Origin of the sequence: Alishewanella agri BL06 (genome assembly GCF_000272005.1) — a bacterium.
Classification (GTDB): domain Bacteria; phylum Pseudomonadota; class Gammaproteobacteria; order Enterobacterales; family Alteromonadaceae; genus Alishewanella; species Alishewanella agri.
This window is the reverse complement of record NZ_AKKU01000026.1, coordinates 1-16,649: the sequence shown is the minus strand read 5'-3', so window position 1 is coordinate 16,649 and position 16,649 is coordinate 1. Positions and strand designations below refer to the sequence as shown.

Sequence of the window (16,649 nt, the reverse complement as noted above, 5' to 3'; positions counted from 1 at the left end):
CAGATTTTTTTGCAGAACTACCGTAAAAGCCCGCTACCCGGCGGGCTTTTTGCTATGCTTAACGCAGCAACGACAGCACTACAGGATGTAGGATCGCTAAAGATGTCTTATCAGAAAGTAACTATCGATCAGCTACAGCCGGGTAGCTATGTAATTAAAGTGCTGGAGCAAACCGGCGAACTTGAAATTAAACATGCCGGTTGGGTCCGCACCCGCCAGGCTATTCGCTCATTACGTGCGCAAGGCGTGTTAGCGGTTGCCATCGATCCAGCCAAACAACTGTCGACCGCCACTGCACCGGCCAAACCAGCAACCGAACGCGAACCTGAACCTATTGCCTTTCGGGCGCTATTTGCCGATGAACAGCCCAAAGCACAACGCTGTATCGAACAAACACAGCAAGTGCAAAAGCAAGTGTTGCAAGCTGCGGCCAGTGGCGAGCCGGTTGATTTAAGTCTGGTACACGAAGTCAGCGCTGGCTTGTCCGATGCAGTAAGCCGCAATCCGGATGTACTACTCTGCCTCGGCCGTATTGCCGCGCAAAGCGACGCGCTGCTGCGGCATAGCTTGAACTGCGCCCTGTATATGGCCGCTTTTGCCCGTTTTCTGAATTTACCCAAACATAAAATTCAAGCACTGATCACGGCAGCTTTGCTACATGATGTCGGCAAAGCACAAAATCCAAAGTTATTGCAGGCCGAGGATGCCGCCGCAATTAGCACCAGTCTGGCAGTGTTGCAACGCAGTACGGCGCTGGCGGGGGAAGTGTCGTTATGGATTAGCCAACATTGCGCCTGCCCGGACGGTAGCGGCGAACCAGCCATCCGCGACGCGCAACTCGATAATGGCAGTAAAATGCTGGCTATTGTTAACCGGTACGAGAAGCTGTCTGCTCCCGAGCAAGGTTATGTCAGCCCTCTGGCGGCGGCACGGCAGTTGCTGGCGCTGGCACCCGCTAAAGTCGACGGGGATTTGTTACAGTTATTTATAAAGTGCATTGGCGTTTATCCACCTGGGACCGTGGTGCGACTGAGTACCGGCCGTCTGGCACTGGTATTAGAAAATAACGCCAAAAAACCGACCCTACCGAAGGTGAAAGTGTTTTATCACAGCACACATCACCATCATATTCCCCCTAAGGTTGTGGATTTATCCCGTCAGGGCGAAGAGCAGGTTGAAGCCTGTGTTGATCTTAATAAGTATGGGTTAGATGTGCGTAACTACCTTTAAGAAAGATATTTACCACTCACTCAGTGCACGCATACTAAACAGTGTTTGACCAAACTCCAGCATCACATAATGCGGTGTGATTTCCCGTAATCTGACATCCGCTGTGATCCACTGCCCTTCCTGCAAAGATTTGCCATTCACTTTTACCCAACGCTGCGCCGGTTGGGTCGCATAGACATGAGCTTCAAATTTCAGCCGCGGTAACTGTCGTTGCAGGGTTAAATCCAGCATGCTGATATCCTGCGCCGGAGCAGAATGAGCCGTGATATTGCTATTGGCGCGAGGTTGTTGTTCACTTTGCGCCAGCGCACTGGCAAATCGCTCGCGCAGTTCTGCCGATACCTCAGGTTCAGGCACTGGCTCGGCAACAGGTGCAGCCTGCGCAGTCACCGTCACCACTTCTGGTTGTGGCGGCAGAGTTTCTGTAACCTTTTCAATGACGACAGGCTCAGCAACAGGCTTGGCCGGCTGCGTTAATGCCTGTGCAATGGTTGCGGTCGTCGCCGGCGTTACCGCAACCGGCTGCTGTGCTTCAGATACCGGAGCGCGCTGTAACAATAGATAACCTGCCGCAAAACCGGCTAGTACCGCTAACACTAAAGCCAACGCAATAGCCAGGTTACGCCAAAAATGCGAGACCGGCGCCGCGGCCGGTGCTTGTTGCTTTAACGCATCCATCAGGATGGACATATTATTCTCCGCGCCAGATTGGCAACAGTTGTACTGCCAGTAAGAAGCCCAGAATTATACCGAACAGCGCCAATAGCGGCCAGAGCCAGCCGGGTAATGTTTTCGCGACACTTGAGGCCTGATTTAACGGCAGGATTTCAGCGGCCGCGCGCTGCACCTCTTTGGCATCGACCACCGCTTGCTGCTTACCATAAGCCGCTAATAATGCCCGATCAGCCAACAGGTTGAGTAAACGCGGGATCCCCCCGCTCAGTTCAAACAGCTTCTTTACTGCCTTGTCATTAAATACCGGCCGCTCACAGCCTGCGACCTTTAACCGGAAGCGCACATATTGTTGCACTTCGCTAAGATTAAGCGGCAGCAGATGATAACGGGCAGTAATACGCTGCGCCAACTGACGCAAATCGTTGCGCTGCAACAGTTGTTGCAGCTCTGGCTGTCCAATCAAAATCACTTGTAACAGTTTTTTGGTATTGGTTTCAAGGTTAGTCAGCAACCGTAGCTGCTCCAGCACTGCAGGTTGTAAATGCTGGGCTTCATCGATAATCAGAATGGTCTTTTTGCCAGCGTCATGATTTTTTTGTAGTCGCTGGGTAATTTTATCGCCCAATAACTTCAGGCTGGCGTCGGTTTTTTTATAGCGAATCTTTAGCTCATCACAAATTGCGGCCAGTAACTCTAGCTCGGATAAAGTCGGGTTTAGGATAAAGGCCACATCGGTTTGCTCGTCCAGCTCTTGCAATAAACTGCGCGATACCGTGGTTTTACCGGTGCCGACCTCGCCGGTTAACAGCACAAAACCACCGGCATCGCCCAAGCCAAAGCGTAAGTGCGCCAATGCCTCAGCATGACGCGGGCTTAAAAACATAAAATCCGGGTTGGGCGCTATCGAAAACGGCGGGCTGTTAAAACCAAAAAATCCGCTATACATCGCTATCCTGTTTATCAGCACTGCAAATTAGGCCAAGGCGGGTATAATGGCAAAAAAACAGCAATCAGGAAAGCGTGTGCAAATTTATCTTGTTGGCGGCGCGGTGCGCGACGAACTGCTGGGCTACCCCTTTACTGAACGTGACTATGTTGTGGTTGGCGCCAGCCCGGCGCAGATGCTGGAACTGGGCTATCAGCAGGTAGGTAAAGATTTTCCGGTTTTCCTGCATCCGAAAACCAAAGAAGAATATGCACTGGCCCGCACCGAGCGTAAAGCTGGCAGTGGCTATACCGGTTTTAACGTCTATGCGGCGCCTGATGTGACGCTGGAGCAAGATCTCGCCCGCCGCGATCTGACCATCAATGCTATCGCCAAAACGGCCGACGGCGCACTGATTGATCCCTTTGGCGGCGTTAAAGATCTGCAAGCACGACTGCTGCGGCATGTCTCATCGGCTTTTGTTGAAGATCCGCTCAGGGTACTGCGGGTTGCCCGCTTTTATGCCCGTTATGCGCATCTGGGTTTTCAGGTCGCGCCGGAAACCTTAGCGTTGCTGCAGCAATTAAGTGGCAGTGGTGAATTGCAAACACTCAGTGCCGAGCGCGTCTGGATCGAAACCGCCAAAGCATTGAGTACCGGTACGCCGGCTGCCTACTTTAAGCTATTACAGCAATGTGGTGCTTTGCAGGCACTGATGCCTGAACTTGCCGCGCTGTGGGGTGTACCACAACCGGAAAAATGGCATCCGGAAATTGATACCGGAGTGCATACCTTGCTGGTGCTGGCGCAAGCGGCAAAGCTGTCAGAAAAAATCGAAGTCCGTTTTGCCAGTTTAGTGCATGATCTGGGTAAAGGTATTACCCCAACGGATTTGTTACCCTCGCATCATGGCCACGAACATACGGGCTTACCATTAATCCAGCAGCTATGTGAGCGCTTACGGGTACCTAATAGTTGCCGTGAACTGGCGCTGCTGGTTTGCGAGTATCATCAGCTGGTGCACCGCGCTCAGGAGTTAAAAGCCAGCACCGTACTGAAGTTTTTCAATGCGATCGACTTATGGCGCAAACCGGAGCGACTGAACGATATCCTGCTTTGCTGCACTGCGGATCTGCGCGGCCGTACCGGTTTTGAGCAGGCGGAGTATGCGCAGGCCGCTTATTTGCAGCAGTTGGCAGAAGCCGCGCTGCAGGTCACAGCGCAACAGGTCATGGCTTTGGGCATTACCGGACCGGCGATTAAAGAGGCGCTAAACCAAGCCCGGTTAAACGCCATCAATACAGCCAGACGTGATGAGTGGCGTTAGGCGCTAAAACTTAAAAAGACAATCAAGCCCACACCTAATAACAGCCGGTAAATTACAAAGGGTAACATCCCCATCCGGCTGATAATTTTTAGGAAGAAGTGAATACAAATTAAAGCGCTGATAAAAGACAGCAGCATACCTAATAAAATACCGCTGATATCGTACTGGGTCGGCTCGCTTAGCAGTTTACTGGCTTGGTAACCACCACTTAACACAATAATCGGGATTGACAGCAAAAACGAAAAGCGGGCAGCGCTGACTTTATCTAAGCCGAGCAGCATCGCTGCGGTCATGGTAATACCAGAGCGAGAGGTGCCGGGAATTAGCGCCACTGCCTGTGCCAGACCAATGATCAACGCCTGACGCCAGTTCATCTGCTCCATACTAACCTGTTGTTTAGCAGTCGCATCGGCTAACCACAATAGTAAGCCGAATACTATGGTGGTGATTGCCAGTACCCAGGGCGAGCGCAAAAAGGTCTCAATCAAATCGGCAGCCAGTAAACCGGCAAACCCGGCCGGAATGGTTGCTAATATCACCCACCACGCCAGCTTACTATCGGTACTATGTTGCCCCCCCAGGCTTTTTATCCAACCCACGGTTAAATTGGCGATATCCTGCCGGAAATACAACATTACCGCTAATAAGGTGCCAACGTGCACCGCGACATCAAAAGCAATGCCCTGATCTTCCCAGCCGAAAATGGCGGACGGCAGAATTAAATGGGCCGAGGATGAAATAGGTAAAAATTCGGTAATACCCTGAATAATTGACAGGATAATCACTTCAAGCGTGCTCAAGATTAGTCACTCCATGAAAAATCAATTGGCCAGAGTTTCTGGGGTTTGTTGTAGTTTTGCCACAAAGTGGCGTAGCTTAGTTGGGTTAACGGATGAATTTGTTCCGCGGCAATTTCAGCCAACGGCCAGAGCACAAAGGCATTTTCGGTAATTTCACCACGCGGCAGCGCCACCGGCTGCTGACACACCAGTTGATCGTAGGTCAGTAAATCCAGATCCAGGGTGCGGCCACAAAATTTTTCCGCACCGCGCACCCGGCCAAATTGATCTTCAATTTCTTTTAACAGCGTGACGCACTCGGTCAGACCCAACGTCGTTTCGACACCGACCACCAGATTATAAAAAGGGTCGCCATTAAAACCGACCGCTTCACTTTCATAGACGGAAGATAAGGTTAAAGCACCAAAATGTTCGGCCAGTTTACGCACACCAGCGCGCACATACTGCTCCCGGTCGATATTCGAGCCGACACTAATATAAATCAACGCCATTAGCTTAGCGCCTCGCGGCTGCGCCGAATACACACACCAACTGTTTGCGCCGCAGGCACGGCACCCGGTTTATACACTGTGACTTTGACATCCTGGGTCGCAAACTCGCTGAGTAGCAGCTCAGCTACCCGCTCGGCCACACTTTCAATCAGTTCAAGTGGTTGGGCAGTAATCAAAGCAATCACCCGTTCGCTGATCACCGCATAGTCCAACGTATGGCGCAGTTCATCACTGCGGCCGGCGCGAGTCAGATCACAACCAAGCTCAAGATCCAGCAGTAAGCGCTGCTTAATCTGCTTTTCCCAGTCGTAAACGCCGATCACCGTATCAACGGCAAGTTGCTTGATAAAAACGATATCCATCCGGTGAATTCCGCATTGCGTTATTTTTCGTTTCAGGTAGGCTGGTCGGATAGGTGAAATGCAGGAACACCCGTATTCTGCTGCCCGAAAAATGTTGTCGCAATAGTATCGCAAAAATGGGTGCTGAGGAACCATGGAATGACCCTGCTGATCCTGATCATGATGTTAGCTGCGTACCTGCTGGGTTCGATTTCCTCGGCCGTGCTGGTGTGTCAGTTATTTCGTCTGCCGGATCCGCGCTTTCATGGCTCAGGTAATCCCGGCACCACCAATGTGCTGCGTCTGGGCGGTAAACTGCCTGCGGTATTGGTGCTGGTCTTCGATATCCTCAAAGGCACTATCCCGGTTTGGGGCTCGTACTTTCTGAAAATTGAACCACTGTGGCTGGGGATTATTGCGATTTGTGCCTGCCTGGGGCACATCTACCCGCTGTTTTTTGGCTTTAAAGGCGGTAAAGCCGTGGCTACTGCCTTTGGTGCCATGATGCCGATTGGTCTGGATCTGGCGGGGTTACTGATTGGCACCTGGCTGCTGGTAGTATTACTGACCGGTTATTCGTCGCTCGGTGCGTTAATCACGGTGGCGCTGGCGCCGCTCTTCACCTGGTGGATCAAACCACTCTATACTCTGCCAGTACTGATGCTAAGTATCCTGATTATTGCCCGCCATCATGAAAATATCCGCCGACTCTACCGCCGGCAGGAAAGTAAGATTTGGGATAAATCCAAGCGGATACGCGAATAACCCGCTTGCCAGAGCGTTGTAGTAAGTGCCGCTTCAGATCGCTGGCAGCAGCTCCAGTGGCCAGCGTGGCGTAACGCCAATTGATAAATCCTGTTGCTGCCCGGCTTTTAAACGCTGATAACCGGCAAAGGCAATCATAGCGCCGTTATCGGTGCAAAACTCCTTACGTGGATAATACACTTCCCCTTTCAGGCTTTGCATTAACGCCGCCAGTTGCTGGCGCAATGATTCATTAGCACTAACACCACCGGCAATCACCAGCCGCTTGTAGCCGGTTTGCTCCAAAGCACGGCGGCATTTAATCAGCAAAGTATCCACCACTGCCTGCTGAAAAGAGGCGGCGATATCAGCCTGCACCTGTACCGAGTTGCCTTCTTTTTGAATCACCATCGAGGCCGCGGTTTTTAAGCCGCTAAAGCTAAAATCCAATCCGGGACGATCGGTCATCGGCCGCGGAAAGCTGTACTTAGTGGCATCACCCTGTGTGGCTAGTTTGGCCAATAGAGGCCCGCCCGGATAATCCAGCCCCATCAACTTGGCCGTTTTATCAAAGGCTTCACCGGCGGCGTCATCTATCGACTCACCCAATAACTGATACTGCCCGATACCTTTCACCGCCACCAGCTGGGTATGACCGCCTGAGACCAGCAACGCCAGAAACGGAAACTGTGGCGATTTTTCTTCCAGCATCGGTGCCAACAAATGGCCTTCCATATGATGAACCGCCAGTGCCGGCTTTTGCCAGGCAAAGGCTAAACTACGACCTAAGGTTGCCCCGACCAGTAACGCACCCGCCAAACCGGGGCCGGCCGTGTAGGCGACGCCATCGATATCAGCAGCAGTTAAACCGGCTTCGCTGAGCGCCTGCTTGATCAGTGGCAGGGTTTTACGGACATGATCGCGAGACGCCAGTTCAGGCACCACGCCACCATAATCCGCATGCAGCGGGATTTGGCTATACAATACATGGCTAAGCAGGCCGCGCTCACCATCGTAAATGGCAATGCCGGTTTCATCGCAGGACGTTTCTATTCCCAGTACTCGCATGTATTAAACCTCAATTTCGGGCGTTAAAGCGGGAAAAAGATCGCTAAGTGCAGCACACTTCGCTATACTCCTCGCCCTTAAAAACGTGCATTGTAGCGGCTTGGCGCCCTGGTCGCCAGAGGATCTGATTTAAGATCGCACAAGCGCTTTACTTTAGTGGTGCTTTTTGCGTAGAATACCGCACCATTTTTAATCGTATTGGTTAACGAAAACCAGTTTTGGCCTGAGGTGAGAATTTAATGCCTGTAGTTAAAGTAAAAGAGAACGAACCGTTTGACGTAGCCCTGCGTCGTTTCAAGCGCTCATGTGAAAAAGCCGGCGTTTTAGCTGACGTACGTGCAAAAGAGTTCTACGAAAAACCAACGTGGATCCGTAAGCGCAAGAAAGCTGCTGCTGTTAAGCGTCACGCGAAGAAAATGTCTCGCGAAAACGCACGTCGTATCCGCCTGTACTAAGTTACAGCTGCCGGTTAACGGTGCAGGGCTCACCAGCCCTGGTTTAAATGCTTTATCTGCACACCGTGTTCTTCGAACACGGTTTGTCTTTTTCTAAGACCCGAATAAAAAGGACAACAGTGGCAGGACAAATTCCCCGTCAATTTATCGATGAACTACTGGCCCGTACGGACATAGTAGAACTGATTGATAAGCGCGTACCGCTTAAAAAAGCCGGTAGCCGCAATTACACGGCCTGCTGCCCTTTTCATAACGAAAAATCTCCGTCTTTTACTGTCAGCCCGGATAAGCAGTTTTACCATTGTTTTGGCTGCGGCGCACATGGCAATGCCATCAGCTTTATGATGGAATTTGAGCAGCTGGAGTTTGTTGAAGCCATTGAAGAGCTGGCTAAAGATCTGCATCTGGAAGTGCCACGCGAAAAAGGCCAATTTAATAACAGACCACAAGCCCAGGCTGATGACTACACGCTAATGCAACAAGCGGCCAGTTATTATCAGCAGCAGCTGCAACAACATCCGAAAGCCGCAGAGGTTCAGGCCTATCTGGCCAAACGCGGCCTGAGTGCGCAGAGTATTGCCGACTACCAGTTGGGTTACGCGCCAGAGAGCTGGGATGGGCTGCTGAAGCATTTTAACACCAACAATAAAGCCAAACGCGACCAGCTCTACGATTTAAAACTGATTAGCCGCAACGACAACGGCCGCGAGTTTGATTTTTTCCGTGACCGCCTGATGTTCCCCATTCGCGACAAGCGCGGCCGGGTGATTGCGTTTGGTGGTCGGGTACTGGGTGATGGCCAGCCTAAATACCTGAACTCACCGGAAACCCGGCTATTTCACAAGGGCCGTGAGCTGTATGGTCTGTATGAAGCGCGGCAGCAACCGGGCCATCTGGAACGGTTACTGGTGGTCGAAGGCTATATGGATGTAGTGGCATTAGCGGAACACGATATCCGCTTTGCGGTGGCCTGCTTGGGCACCGCCACGACCTCAGATCATTTTCATACGTTGTTTCGCTATACCAGCCAGGTGATTTGCTGCTATGACGGTGACCGCGCCGGTCGCGATGCTGCCTGGCGCGCGCTGCAAAATGCCCTGCCACAACTAAAAGACGGTGTGGAGCTAAAATTTGTATTTTTACCCGATGGTGAAGACCCGGACTCACTGGTGCAAAAAGAAGGCAAAGCCGCATTTTTAGAGCGGTTGGCACAAGCTAAACCACTAAGCCAATATTTATTTGAGCATTTACTGGCCGAAAGTGACCCCAGCTCTGATGCCGGAAAAACCGCGCTGGCGGCTAAGGCTACTGAGCTGATCCGCCAGGTACCAGGCACCTACTATCAGGAACAGCTGAGCAGCAAGCTGGATAATTTACTCGGCCGCCAAAGCGCAAGCTCCGTCAGAGCACCCGCCAAACCAAGGCCAACAGCACCGTCGACTACGCTTAAAATTACACCGATGCGCCGTGCCATTGCTCTGCTGCTACAAAACCCTGGCCTGGTACAGGTGATGCCTGATGCACCGGAACTGGCCGAAGCTGCTTTGCCAGGGATTAATTTGTTGCTCAGTTTACAGCAACATATTCTGGCTAAACCGGGAATTACTACTGCACAATTGCTGGAATACTGGAGAGATCTGCCAGAGCATACCATACTGTTAAAGTTAGCAAGTTGGGAACACCAAATTGCCACTGAACAGTTAACGCAGGACTTCCTCGATACTTTTCATTCAATTGAGGATTTATATCTGCAACAACGGCTGGAAGCCCTGGAACGAAAAGACAAACTGCAGCAACTAACAAAAGCCGAATGGCAGGAATATCATTTGTTGCTACAAGCGCTGAAAAGCAAAAAACCGCGTCCGGTGAGTTAACCGCGGCTGGCTAGAAAAGCCCCGCTTTGTTATAATCGCCAGTTCGCATTTTTAGATTAATCAACTTTGGTGGAAGATAAGTCTCTATGGAGCAAAGTCCTCAGTCGCAGTTAAAACTCCTGATCCTGAAAGGTAAAGAGCAAGGGTATCTGACCTTTGCCGAAGTAAACGATCACCTTCCACAAGACATTATCGACTCTGATCAGATCGAAGATATTATTCGCATGATCAACGATATGGGCATTCAGGTCTTCGAAAGTGCCCCAGACGCTGATGATCTGATTATGTCTGATGCCACCGCCGATGAAGACGCGGTAGAAGAAGCCGCTCAGGCCCTGGTTAGCGTAGACAAAGAGCTGGGTCGTACTACCGATCCGGTGCGGATGTATATGCGGGAAATGGGTACCGTGGAACTGCTGACCCGTGAAGGCGAGATTGATATCGCCAAGCGGATTGAAGACGGCATCAACCAGGTACAAACCTCAGTCGCCGAATATCCGGAAGCCATTACCTACCTGCTGGAACAGTGGGATAAATACGAAGCGGAAGAAATCCGCTTAAGCGATATCGTGTCTGCTTTCGTTGACCCGAATGAAGTCGATGATGCGCCGGTAATGGGCAGCAATATCGGCTCTGATCTGCCGGAAGAGCATCAGGATGACAGCTCTGACTCTGACGATGATAGCGACGAAGACGGCGACAGTGACAGCGATGATGGCGATAGTGGCCCGGATCCGGAGCTGGCGAAACAAAAGTTCGCTGAGCTGCGCGCCCAATACGAAGTGACCCGCAACTCAATCGTGCAGAACGGCCGCGAGCATGCCACTACCAAAACCGAAATTGAAAAGCTAAGCGAAGTATTCCGCTGCTTCCGCCTGGTACCTAAACAATTCGACCGCCTGGTTAAAAACATGCGTGAAATGATGGACCGGGTGCGGGTGCAGGAACGGTTGGTAATGAAACACGCCGTTGAATACGCCAAGATGCCGAAGAAAAACTTCGTTAAAGCCTTTACCGGCCACGAAACATCGACCGCCTGGGTTGATGCGGAAATCAGTGGCAGCAAACCGTATTCAGCAAAATTAGCCGAAGCCAAAGACGAATTATTCCGCTGTATTGAAAAGCTGAAGAAGGTCGAAGAAGAAACCGGCCTCAGCATCTTTAAAATTAAAGATATCAACCGCCGGATGTCGATTGGTGAAGCCAAAGCCCGCCGCGCGAAAAAAGAAATGGTAGAGGCGAACTTACGTCTGGTCATTTCGATTGCCAAAAAGTACACCAACCGTGGCTTGCAATTCCTGGACTTAATTCAGGAAGGCAATATCGGCCTGATGAAAGCGGTAGATAAATTTGAATATCGCCGTGGCTATAAGTTCTCAACTTATGCAACCTGGTGGATCCGTCAGGCCATTACCCGTTCTATCGCTGACCAGGCGCGGACCATCCGTATCCCGGTGCATATGATTGAAACCATCAACAAGCTGAACCGTATTTCACGGCAAATGCTGCAGGAGATGGGTCGCGAACCCTCACCAGAGGAATTATCAGAACGGATGCAGATGCCGGAAGATAAGATCCGCAAGGTACTGAAGATCGCCAAAGAGCCGATTTCAATGGAAACGCCGATTGGTGATGATGAAGATTCGCATCTGGGCGACTTTATCGAAGACTCCAGCGGTGAATCACCACTGGACTCTGCGACCATGGAAAGCCTGAAAAACGCTACCAACGAAGTACTGGCCGGCTTAACCGCCCGCGAAGCCAAGGTTCTGCGGATGCGTTTTGGTATCGATATGAATACCGACCATACCCTGGAAGAAGTGGGCAAACAGTTTGACGTAACGCGTGAGCGGATCCGGCAAATTGAAGCCAAGGCCCTGCGTAAGCTGCGCCACCCTTCACGCTCTGAAGTACTAAAAAGCTTCCTGGATGAGTAAGGCACAGCAACCACTTTGCAGTTTAAGTAAGGCGCCCACGGGCGCCTTTTGTTCATCCATAATTTGAGTTAAAGCTAAACGATTAAAAAATCTCCGCTTAGTCACTCAGCCTGCATTTTCACAGATGACAAAATGGCCGAAACTGCATATACTGCCAGCCGTTTGGTGATACCATTCAATCTAGATGGCCCCATAGCTAGCTTAGGCGAAAGGCGGTCATACAATTCAGGCCCCATAGCTCAGTTGGTTAGAGCACTCGACTCATAATCGATCGGTCGCTGGTTCGAGTCCAGCTGGGGCCACCATCTCTCCTGATTTACTCCATCAAAATCAATAGTGTAAACGCTTTATAACTTTGCTATCACGCCCTTTGTCATGGCTTTACAGGCTAACGTATACTTACATTGACGTCTAACAGTGCTTTTATTATCGTTATCACGTCGATGTGATCGCTGAATTCATCTTCATCAGGATTATGGCAACAGGCAATTCGCTATCAGTTTTAGTCGACTTATCGAAGCAGATTAAAAATACCCATAGAAAAACGCAAAACTTATACATAACGCAATCTAAATGTATAAAAAACAGAAAAAGCTATACATAAATTCCGATAGCAACGACTTCAAGCATATTGCTTCCTCACATAGCCTCGCTTAACTCTGAAAGCACCTGGTCCAGCGAGCTTATACCATTCCATCTTAAAGTTTGTTCAGTACCGCCCAATCTCTTGAGCACATCTTGATCACCCGAGCGGTATCGCTGATAATACCATTCCATCTTAAAGTTTGTTCAGTACCGCCCAGTCTCTTGAGCACATCTTGATCACCCGAGCGGTATCGCTGATAAAACTGTTCCAGGCTTCGCTACACGCATCCACAATGGCCTCGTAGTTTTCAAAACAACGGTTTGCTAAATGATGTTGCCGCAGCCAACTCCACACCTGCTCTATCGGATTGAGTTCTGGTGAATACGGTGGCAGTTTTAAAATCGCCAGATTATCGAAGTCATCGGCAATATCATCACTATGCCAACCTGCGCCATCCATCACGATGACGGCAAATCGGCCTTTGGCGGTTGCCGCTGAGATTTGCGCTAAATGCTTTTTCATCACCTCTTTGCTCAGAAAGGGCACAATCAGTGCTTCTGTGGCACCACTTGCCGGGCAGACAGCACCGAACAGATGAGCGTATTCAAATTGCTGCTGCTTTACCGCGCGTGGTCGCGAGCCAGTTTTGGCCCATAAGCGTGTGGTGGTGTTCTGTTGACCAATTCTCGCTTCATCCTGAAACCACACATCCACATTTTCCAAGCGCACTGTGCCGGGAATGTTAAGGATCGTTTCCAGTTGGAAGTTTTATATATGCGTCCTGGACGCTTTGTTGTTGCTTAGGGTGCCGAGAGCGGCTAGTGATCCAGCTAAACCCTAATTGCTTGAGCAGTTTATAAATAGCGTTGTGGTGATAGTTCACACCAAATTCGGTTTTGATGTAATTCAGGATTTTTTCACCGGTAAGCCTGCCGCCTTGCTCATTCTGGCTTTGCGTCTCAATAAAGTGACCTAATTGCATTTGTTGTTTAACCGTCAAAAAAGGCGTCCTGCCTTTTGCTTTGCGTGCTTCTAATCCATCAAGGCCCGCTTCAAGGTATTGAGTCACCCATTTATTGACGCTGGTGCGGCTGATATTGAGTTGATTGGCAACCTGTGTGCGATTCTTACATTCAAGAAACTGTGAGGTGGAATGGTATTACGCACAAAAAACCACTTGGCGAACCTCAAACCAAGTTTTTACTCTACAACCGCTTCACACTAAACTGCACCTGCACCCCAGCCTGACGATATAAGCCGGTTAAATACTGTTGCAGTGACTGGGCTAAATCGTCCTGTGGGCAATCGCACCATAACAAAAAGTGTGGTGGCATAACGCTGCGCTCTTGTTGTGGTGGCGGGTTACAATCACTGCGGATCACAAAGTTAGCTGGTCCGGGCAAGGTCAGCCGGCTTGGGATTATGCCGCGAACAGTGATCTGCCGGCTCAGATATTGGATCTGGGTACTTTCATCGGCCTGGCCGCTAAATTGCTCGGTAAAGTCATCGATTTGCATTGGCAAGCGTTGCTGTGGCAAGCCAAGCTGCTGCAGTAAGGCGGAGCTGAGCCAAAGATCATTATTGCCTGTTGGCCCCAACCAGTCAGGCTGGAAGATAAAACTTTGCTGCTCAAAACAGTACTGCATTACCAACACCGGCTGCATACCAGTGCCCTGTAATTGCAACAGCTGACTATCAAAGCTGGTGACTGCCCGATTACGGATATCGAGGCTGAGAAAGGCCTGTACCTGCTGCGCTGGCGGTGACGCGGTATCTTTCCCGACAGCTACCGCAGTAGCCGATTGTGGTGTTACCAGCCAGAGTTGCCCGGCAGCCATAGTCTGCGCGCCGTAAAGCAAGGCACTGAGCAGTAAATAAGCGATAAGGTTACGCATCAGAACTCTCCCGCGTTAATCTGGCAACAGGTCCGCTAATATCAGCGAAACCGGCGCTAATTTGTACAGACAAGCAAAGCCTAGTCAGGCCGCAATAGCTTTGCCAGCATCCAGATCAAAGAAGCTGACGCTTTCTTACGATGGTCCTGAAATTTATGAGCTTTGCCGGATTTTTAGTTGCAGTGCGGTATGGAACAGGTAAGGTACAGACAAAATAATCACGCAAGAGGTTTTATGAAACTGTTACCCCTGGCTGGCCTATTAGCCGCAATCAGTTTTGCACCTGCGGTGCTGGCAAGCAGCGCAAATATCAATACTGCTACGCCACTGCAGGCCGAAGATATTTTCCGTCTGGCCGGTGCCAACGATGTGCAAATCTCGCCTGATGGCAAACGTGTTGTCTATGTACGGCAGCAAAATAATGTCATGACTGATCGTACCGAGAGCAGCTTATGGTTACTGGATCTTGATACCGGCGCCCATTCGCCGCTGTTTGCCGATAATTTTAGCTACAGTCAGCCACGTTGGGCGCCGGATAATAACCGTATTGCCTTTGTTTCTGAACGTGATGGCAGCAGTCAGATTTATGTGTATTGGTTGAAGGAGCAAAAAACGGCAGCAATTAGCCAGGTGCAGTTGCGTCCCGGTCAGCTTAGCTGGTCGCCGGATGGTCAGCAGATTGCCTTTATGGCAGACGTACCCGCTCCTGCCACCGAGTTTGCCAAAAGTGTTTATCAACCGAAAAAACCCGCTAACGCGAACTGGGCCGCCAGCCCCATCGTGGTCGAGCGTACTTATTATCAGGCAGATGGTCGCGGCGTTATGCGATCTGCCTACACCCAGATTTTTGTACTACCGGCTGATGGTGGCGTAGAGCGACAGCTCACCACTGGTGCTTTTGAGCATCGGGGGCCCTTAGTCTGGACAACCGATAGCCAAAACCTGATTTTCTCCGCCAACCGTCATCCGGATTGGGAGTTACAAAGCCGCCAGGCCGACTTATATCAGGTGAATCTGCGCAATCAACAACTGACCCAGCTGACCAGCTTAGACGGTGAAGAAGCGGAACCAGCGTTGTCGCCAGATGGTAAAACGCTGGCCTTTACCTTTACCCGGCCGGATGCCGTATCTTACGTTAACAGTAAACTGAAGCTGCTGGATCTGGGTTCACGGCAGATCCGGATGTTGGCAGCTGAGCTGGATCGTAGTGTCGAAAATCCAAATTGGGTTAACAATAACACCCTGGTATTCCAGTATGCTGATCGTGGCCTGACTAAGGTTGCACAAATCAGTACCCGCGACCGCATGACCGACTTAGTCTCAGATCTGGGCGGTACCAGCTGGGGCCGGCCATACTTAAGCGGCATGTATAGCGTCGCCAGCAATGGCACCTTGGCTTACACTCAGGGCAGCAGCCAGCGCCCGGCCGAAGTGGCCGTGTTTCGGAATAAGGCCAGCCGCACCCTTACCGATCTCAATGGTGGGTTGTTGGCACAGCGTCAGCTCGGTAAGGTGCAGGAGATCCGCTACACTTCGACTGCCGGCAATGAAGAAATCCAGGCCTGGTATATTACGCCGCCTGATTTCGACCCCAGCAAAAAATATCCGCTGATCCTGGAAATTCATGGTGGACCACATCTGGCTTATGGTCCGCAGTTTGCTGCTGAGCTACAACGCTATGCCGCTGAAGGTTATGTGGTGTTGTATAACAACTACCGCGGCAGTACCAGCTATGGCGAGCGCTTTGCGATGCTGCTGCACTACAATTATTCCTCTGAGCATGACTTTAAAGACCATATGTCAGGTGTCGATGCGATGCTGGCGAAAGGCTTTATCGATCAGAATAATCTGTTTATCGCAGGCGGTTCGGCCGGTGGCATAGCAACCCTGTATGCGGTAGGTTTAACCCAGCGTTTTAATGCTGCTGCTGCGACCAATCCGGTGGTTAACTGGACCTCAAAAGTCCTGGCTGCCGACAGCTATGTTGGTCAAATCCGTAATCAGTTCCCCGGTACCCCCTGGGATGAACAGGCGCATTACTGGCAGCGCTCACCACTGTCTTTAGTGGGTAACGTTAGCACGCCGGTGTTACTGTTTACCGGTGAAAAAGACCGGCGCACACCTATTGCAGAGACTGAACAATACTATCAGGCACTGCAGTTACGGCAGGTTGATAGTGCCATGGTGCGGGTACCCGATGCTTACCATGGTGTCACTAACCGGCCGTCATGGTTAATTGCCAAGGTGGAGCATGCGCTGGCCTGGTTTAAGCGCTACCGCAAGGACTAAACCTTAGGGCGT

General features: G+C 50.8%; 15 protein-coding genes, 1 tRNA gene and 1 pseudogene. 8 read left to right on the top strand and 9 right to left on the bottom strand.

Going from position 1 to position 16,649, the window contains the following annotated elements; translation table 11 throughout:
• Positions 1-102 precede the first annotated feature (102 nt).
• Positions 103-1,230, top strand: coding sequence for an HD-GYP domain-containing protein (locus AGRI_RS13685; protein ID WP_008985490.1), 1,128 nt, complete (start codon positions 103-105; stop codon positions 1,228-1,230).
• A gap of 9 nt (positions 1,231-1,239) precedes the next feature.
• Here the strand turns inward: AGRI_RS13685 and AGRI_RS13680 are convergent, their stop codons facing one another.
• Together AGRI_RS13680 and AGRI_RS13675 are read right to left on the bottom strand one after the other, a co-directional pair.
• Positions 1,240-1,920 carry a general secretion pathway protein GspB gene (locus AGRI_RS13680; RefSeq protein WP_008985489.1) on the bottom strand — a complete coding sequence of 227 codons (681 nt, stop codon included), beginning with the start codon at positions 1,918-1,920 and terminating at the stop codon, positions 1,240-1,242.
• Position 1,921: 1 nt separating this feature from the next.
• Positions 1,922-2,851: an ExeA family protein gene (locus tag AGRI_RS13675; protein WP_008985488.1), complete on the bottom strand. Its 930-nt coding sequence runs from the start codon at positions 2,849-2,851 to the stop codon at positions 1,922-1,924.
• Positions 2,852-2,927: 76 nt separating this feature from the next.
• Here AGRI_RS13675 and AGRI_RS13670 point away from each other — a divergent pair, with 76 nt between their 5' ends.
• Entirely contained in the window at positions 2,928-4,157 is a 1,230-nt protein-coding gene (locus AGRI_RS13670; protein WP_193353440.1) for a multifunctional CCA addition/repair protein, read from the top strand.
• On the opposite strand, the gene AGRI_RS13665 is transcribed toward AGRI_RS13670, so the two are convergent.
• The 3 genes from AGRI_RS13665 to folB are packed head-to-tail and all read right to left on the bottom strand — an operon-like array spanning position 4,154 to position 5,810.
• Positions 4,154-4,957, bottom strand: coding sequence for an undecaprenyl-diphosphate phosphatase (locus AGRI_RS13665; protein WP_008985486.1), 804 nt, complete (start codon positions 4,955-4,957; stop codon positions 4,154-4,156). The genes AGRI_RS13670 and AGRI_RS13665 overlap by 4 nt on opposite strands.
• Before the next feature lie 2 nt (positions 4,958-4,959).
• The gene (gene folK / locus AGRI_RS13660; protein WP_008985485.1) at positions 4,960-5,448 is read right to left on the bottom strand and encodes a 2-amino-4-hydroxy-6-hydroxymethyldihydropteridine diphosphokinase; all 489 of its coding nucleotides are present in this window, start codon (positions 5,446-5,448) and stop codon (positions 4,960-4,962) included.
• Positions 5,448-5,810 (bottom strand): dihydroneopterin aldolase, encoded by a 363-nt coding sequence (gene folB, locus AGRI_RS13655; RefSeq protein WP_008985484.1) that lies wholly within the window; start codon positions 5,808-5,810, stop codon positions 5,448-5,450. The genes folK and folB overlap by 1 nt, the downstream gene beginning before the upstream one ends.
• A gap of 138 nt (positions 5,811-5,948) precedes the next feature.
• Here folB and plsY point away from each other — a divergent pair, with 138 nt between their 5' ends.
• The gene (gene plsY / locus AGRI_RS13650) at positions 5,949-6,554 is read left to right on the top strand and encodes a glycerol-3-phosphate 1-O-acyltransferase PlsY (RefSeq protein ID WP_008985483.1); all 606 of its coding nucleotides are present in this window, start codon (positions 5,949-5,951) and stop codon (positions 6,552-6,554) included.
• Between the two features lie 33 nt (positions 6,555-6,587).
• On the opposite strand, the gene tsaD is transcribed toward plsY, so the two are convergent.
• Positions 6,588-7,601 (bottom strand): tRNA (adenosine(37)-N6)-threonylcarbamoyltransferase complex transferase subunit TsaD, encoded by a 1,014-nt coding sequence (gene tsaD, locus AGRI_RS13645; RefSeq protein ID WP_008985482.1) that lies wholly within the window; start codon positions 7,599-7,601, stop codon positions 6,588-6,590.
• A gap of 239 nt (positions 7,602-7,840) precedes the next feature.
• Between tsaD and rpsU the strand changes: the two genes are divergently transcribed.
• The 4 genes from rpsU to AGRI_RS13625 all read left to right on the top strand — a co-directional run bounded on the left by rpsU (position 7,841) and on the right by AGRI_RS13625 (position 12,172).
• The gene (gene rpsU / locus AGRI_RS13640; RefSeq protein WP_008951050.1) at positions 7,841-8,056 is read left to right on the top strand and encodes a 30S ribosomal protein S21; all 216 of its coding nucleotides are present in this window, start codon (positions 7,841-7,843) and stop codon (positions 8,054-8,056) included.
• A gap of 119 nt (positions 8,057-8,175) precedes the next feature.
• Positions 8,176-9,930 (top strand): DNA primase, encoded by a 1,755-nt coding sequence (dnaG, locus tag AGRI_RS13635; protein ID WP_008985481.1) that lies wholly within the window; start codon positions 8,176-8,178, stop codon positions 9,928-9,930.
• A gap of 86 nt (positions 9,931-10,016) precedes the next feature.
• Positions 10,017-11,867: an RNA polymerase sigma factor RpoD gene (gene rpoD, locus AGRI_RS13630; RefSeq protein WP_008985480.1), complete on the top strand. Its 1,851-nt coding sequence runs from the start codon at positions 10,017-10,019 to the stop codon at positions 11,865-11,867.
• 228 nt (positions 11,868-12,095) lie between these two features.
• Positions 12,096-12,172, top strand: a tRNA-Ile gene (locus tag AGRI_RS13625).
• Between the two features lie 473 nt (positions 12,173-12,645).
• Here AGRI_RS13625 and AGRI_RS16800 read toward each other — a convergent pair.
• The 3 genes and pseudogenes from AGRI_RS16800 to AGRI_RS13610 form a co-directional block, all read right to left on the bottom strand.
• Entirely contained in the window at positions 12,646-13,167 is a 522-nt protein-coding gene (locus AGRI_RS16800) for an IS630 family transposase (RefSeq protein ID WP_420169885.1), read from the bottom strand.
• A gap of 28 nt (positions 13,168-13,195) precedes the next feature.
• A pseudogene (locus AGRI_RS16795) lies at positions 13,196-13,567 on the bottom strand (winged helix-turn-helix domain-containing protein); the annotation flags it as partial.
• 91 nt (positions 13,568-13,658) lie between these two features.
• Entirely contained in the window at positions 13,659-14,348 is a 690-nt protein-coding gene (locus AGRI_RS13610; protein ID WP_008985477.1) for a hypothetical protein, read from the bottom strand.
• Between the two features lie 234 nt (positions 14,349-14,582).
• Here AGRI_RS13610 and AGRI_RS13605 point away from each other — a divergent pair, with 234 nt between their 5' ends.
• Positions 14,583-16,637 (top strand): S9 family peptidase, encoded by a 2,055-nt coding sequence (locus AGRI_RS13605; RefSeq protein WP_008609209.1) that lies wholly within the window; start codon positions 14,583-14,585, stop codon positions 16,635-16,637.
• Positions 16,638-16,649: the final 12 nt, after the last annotated feature.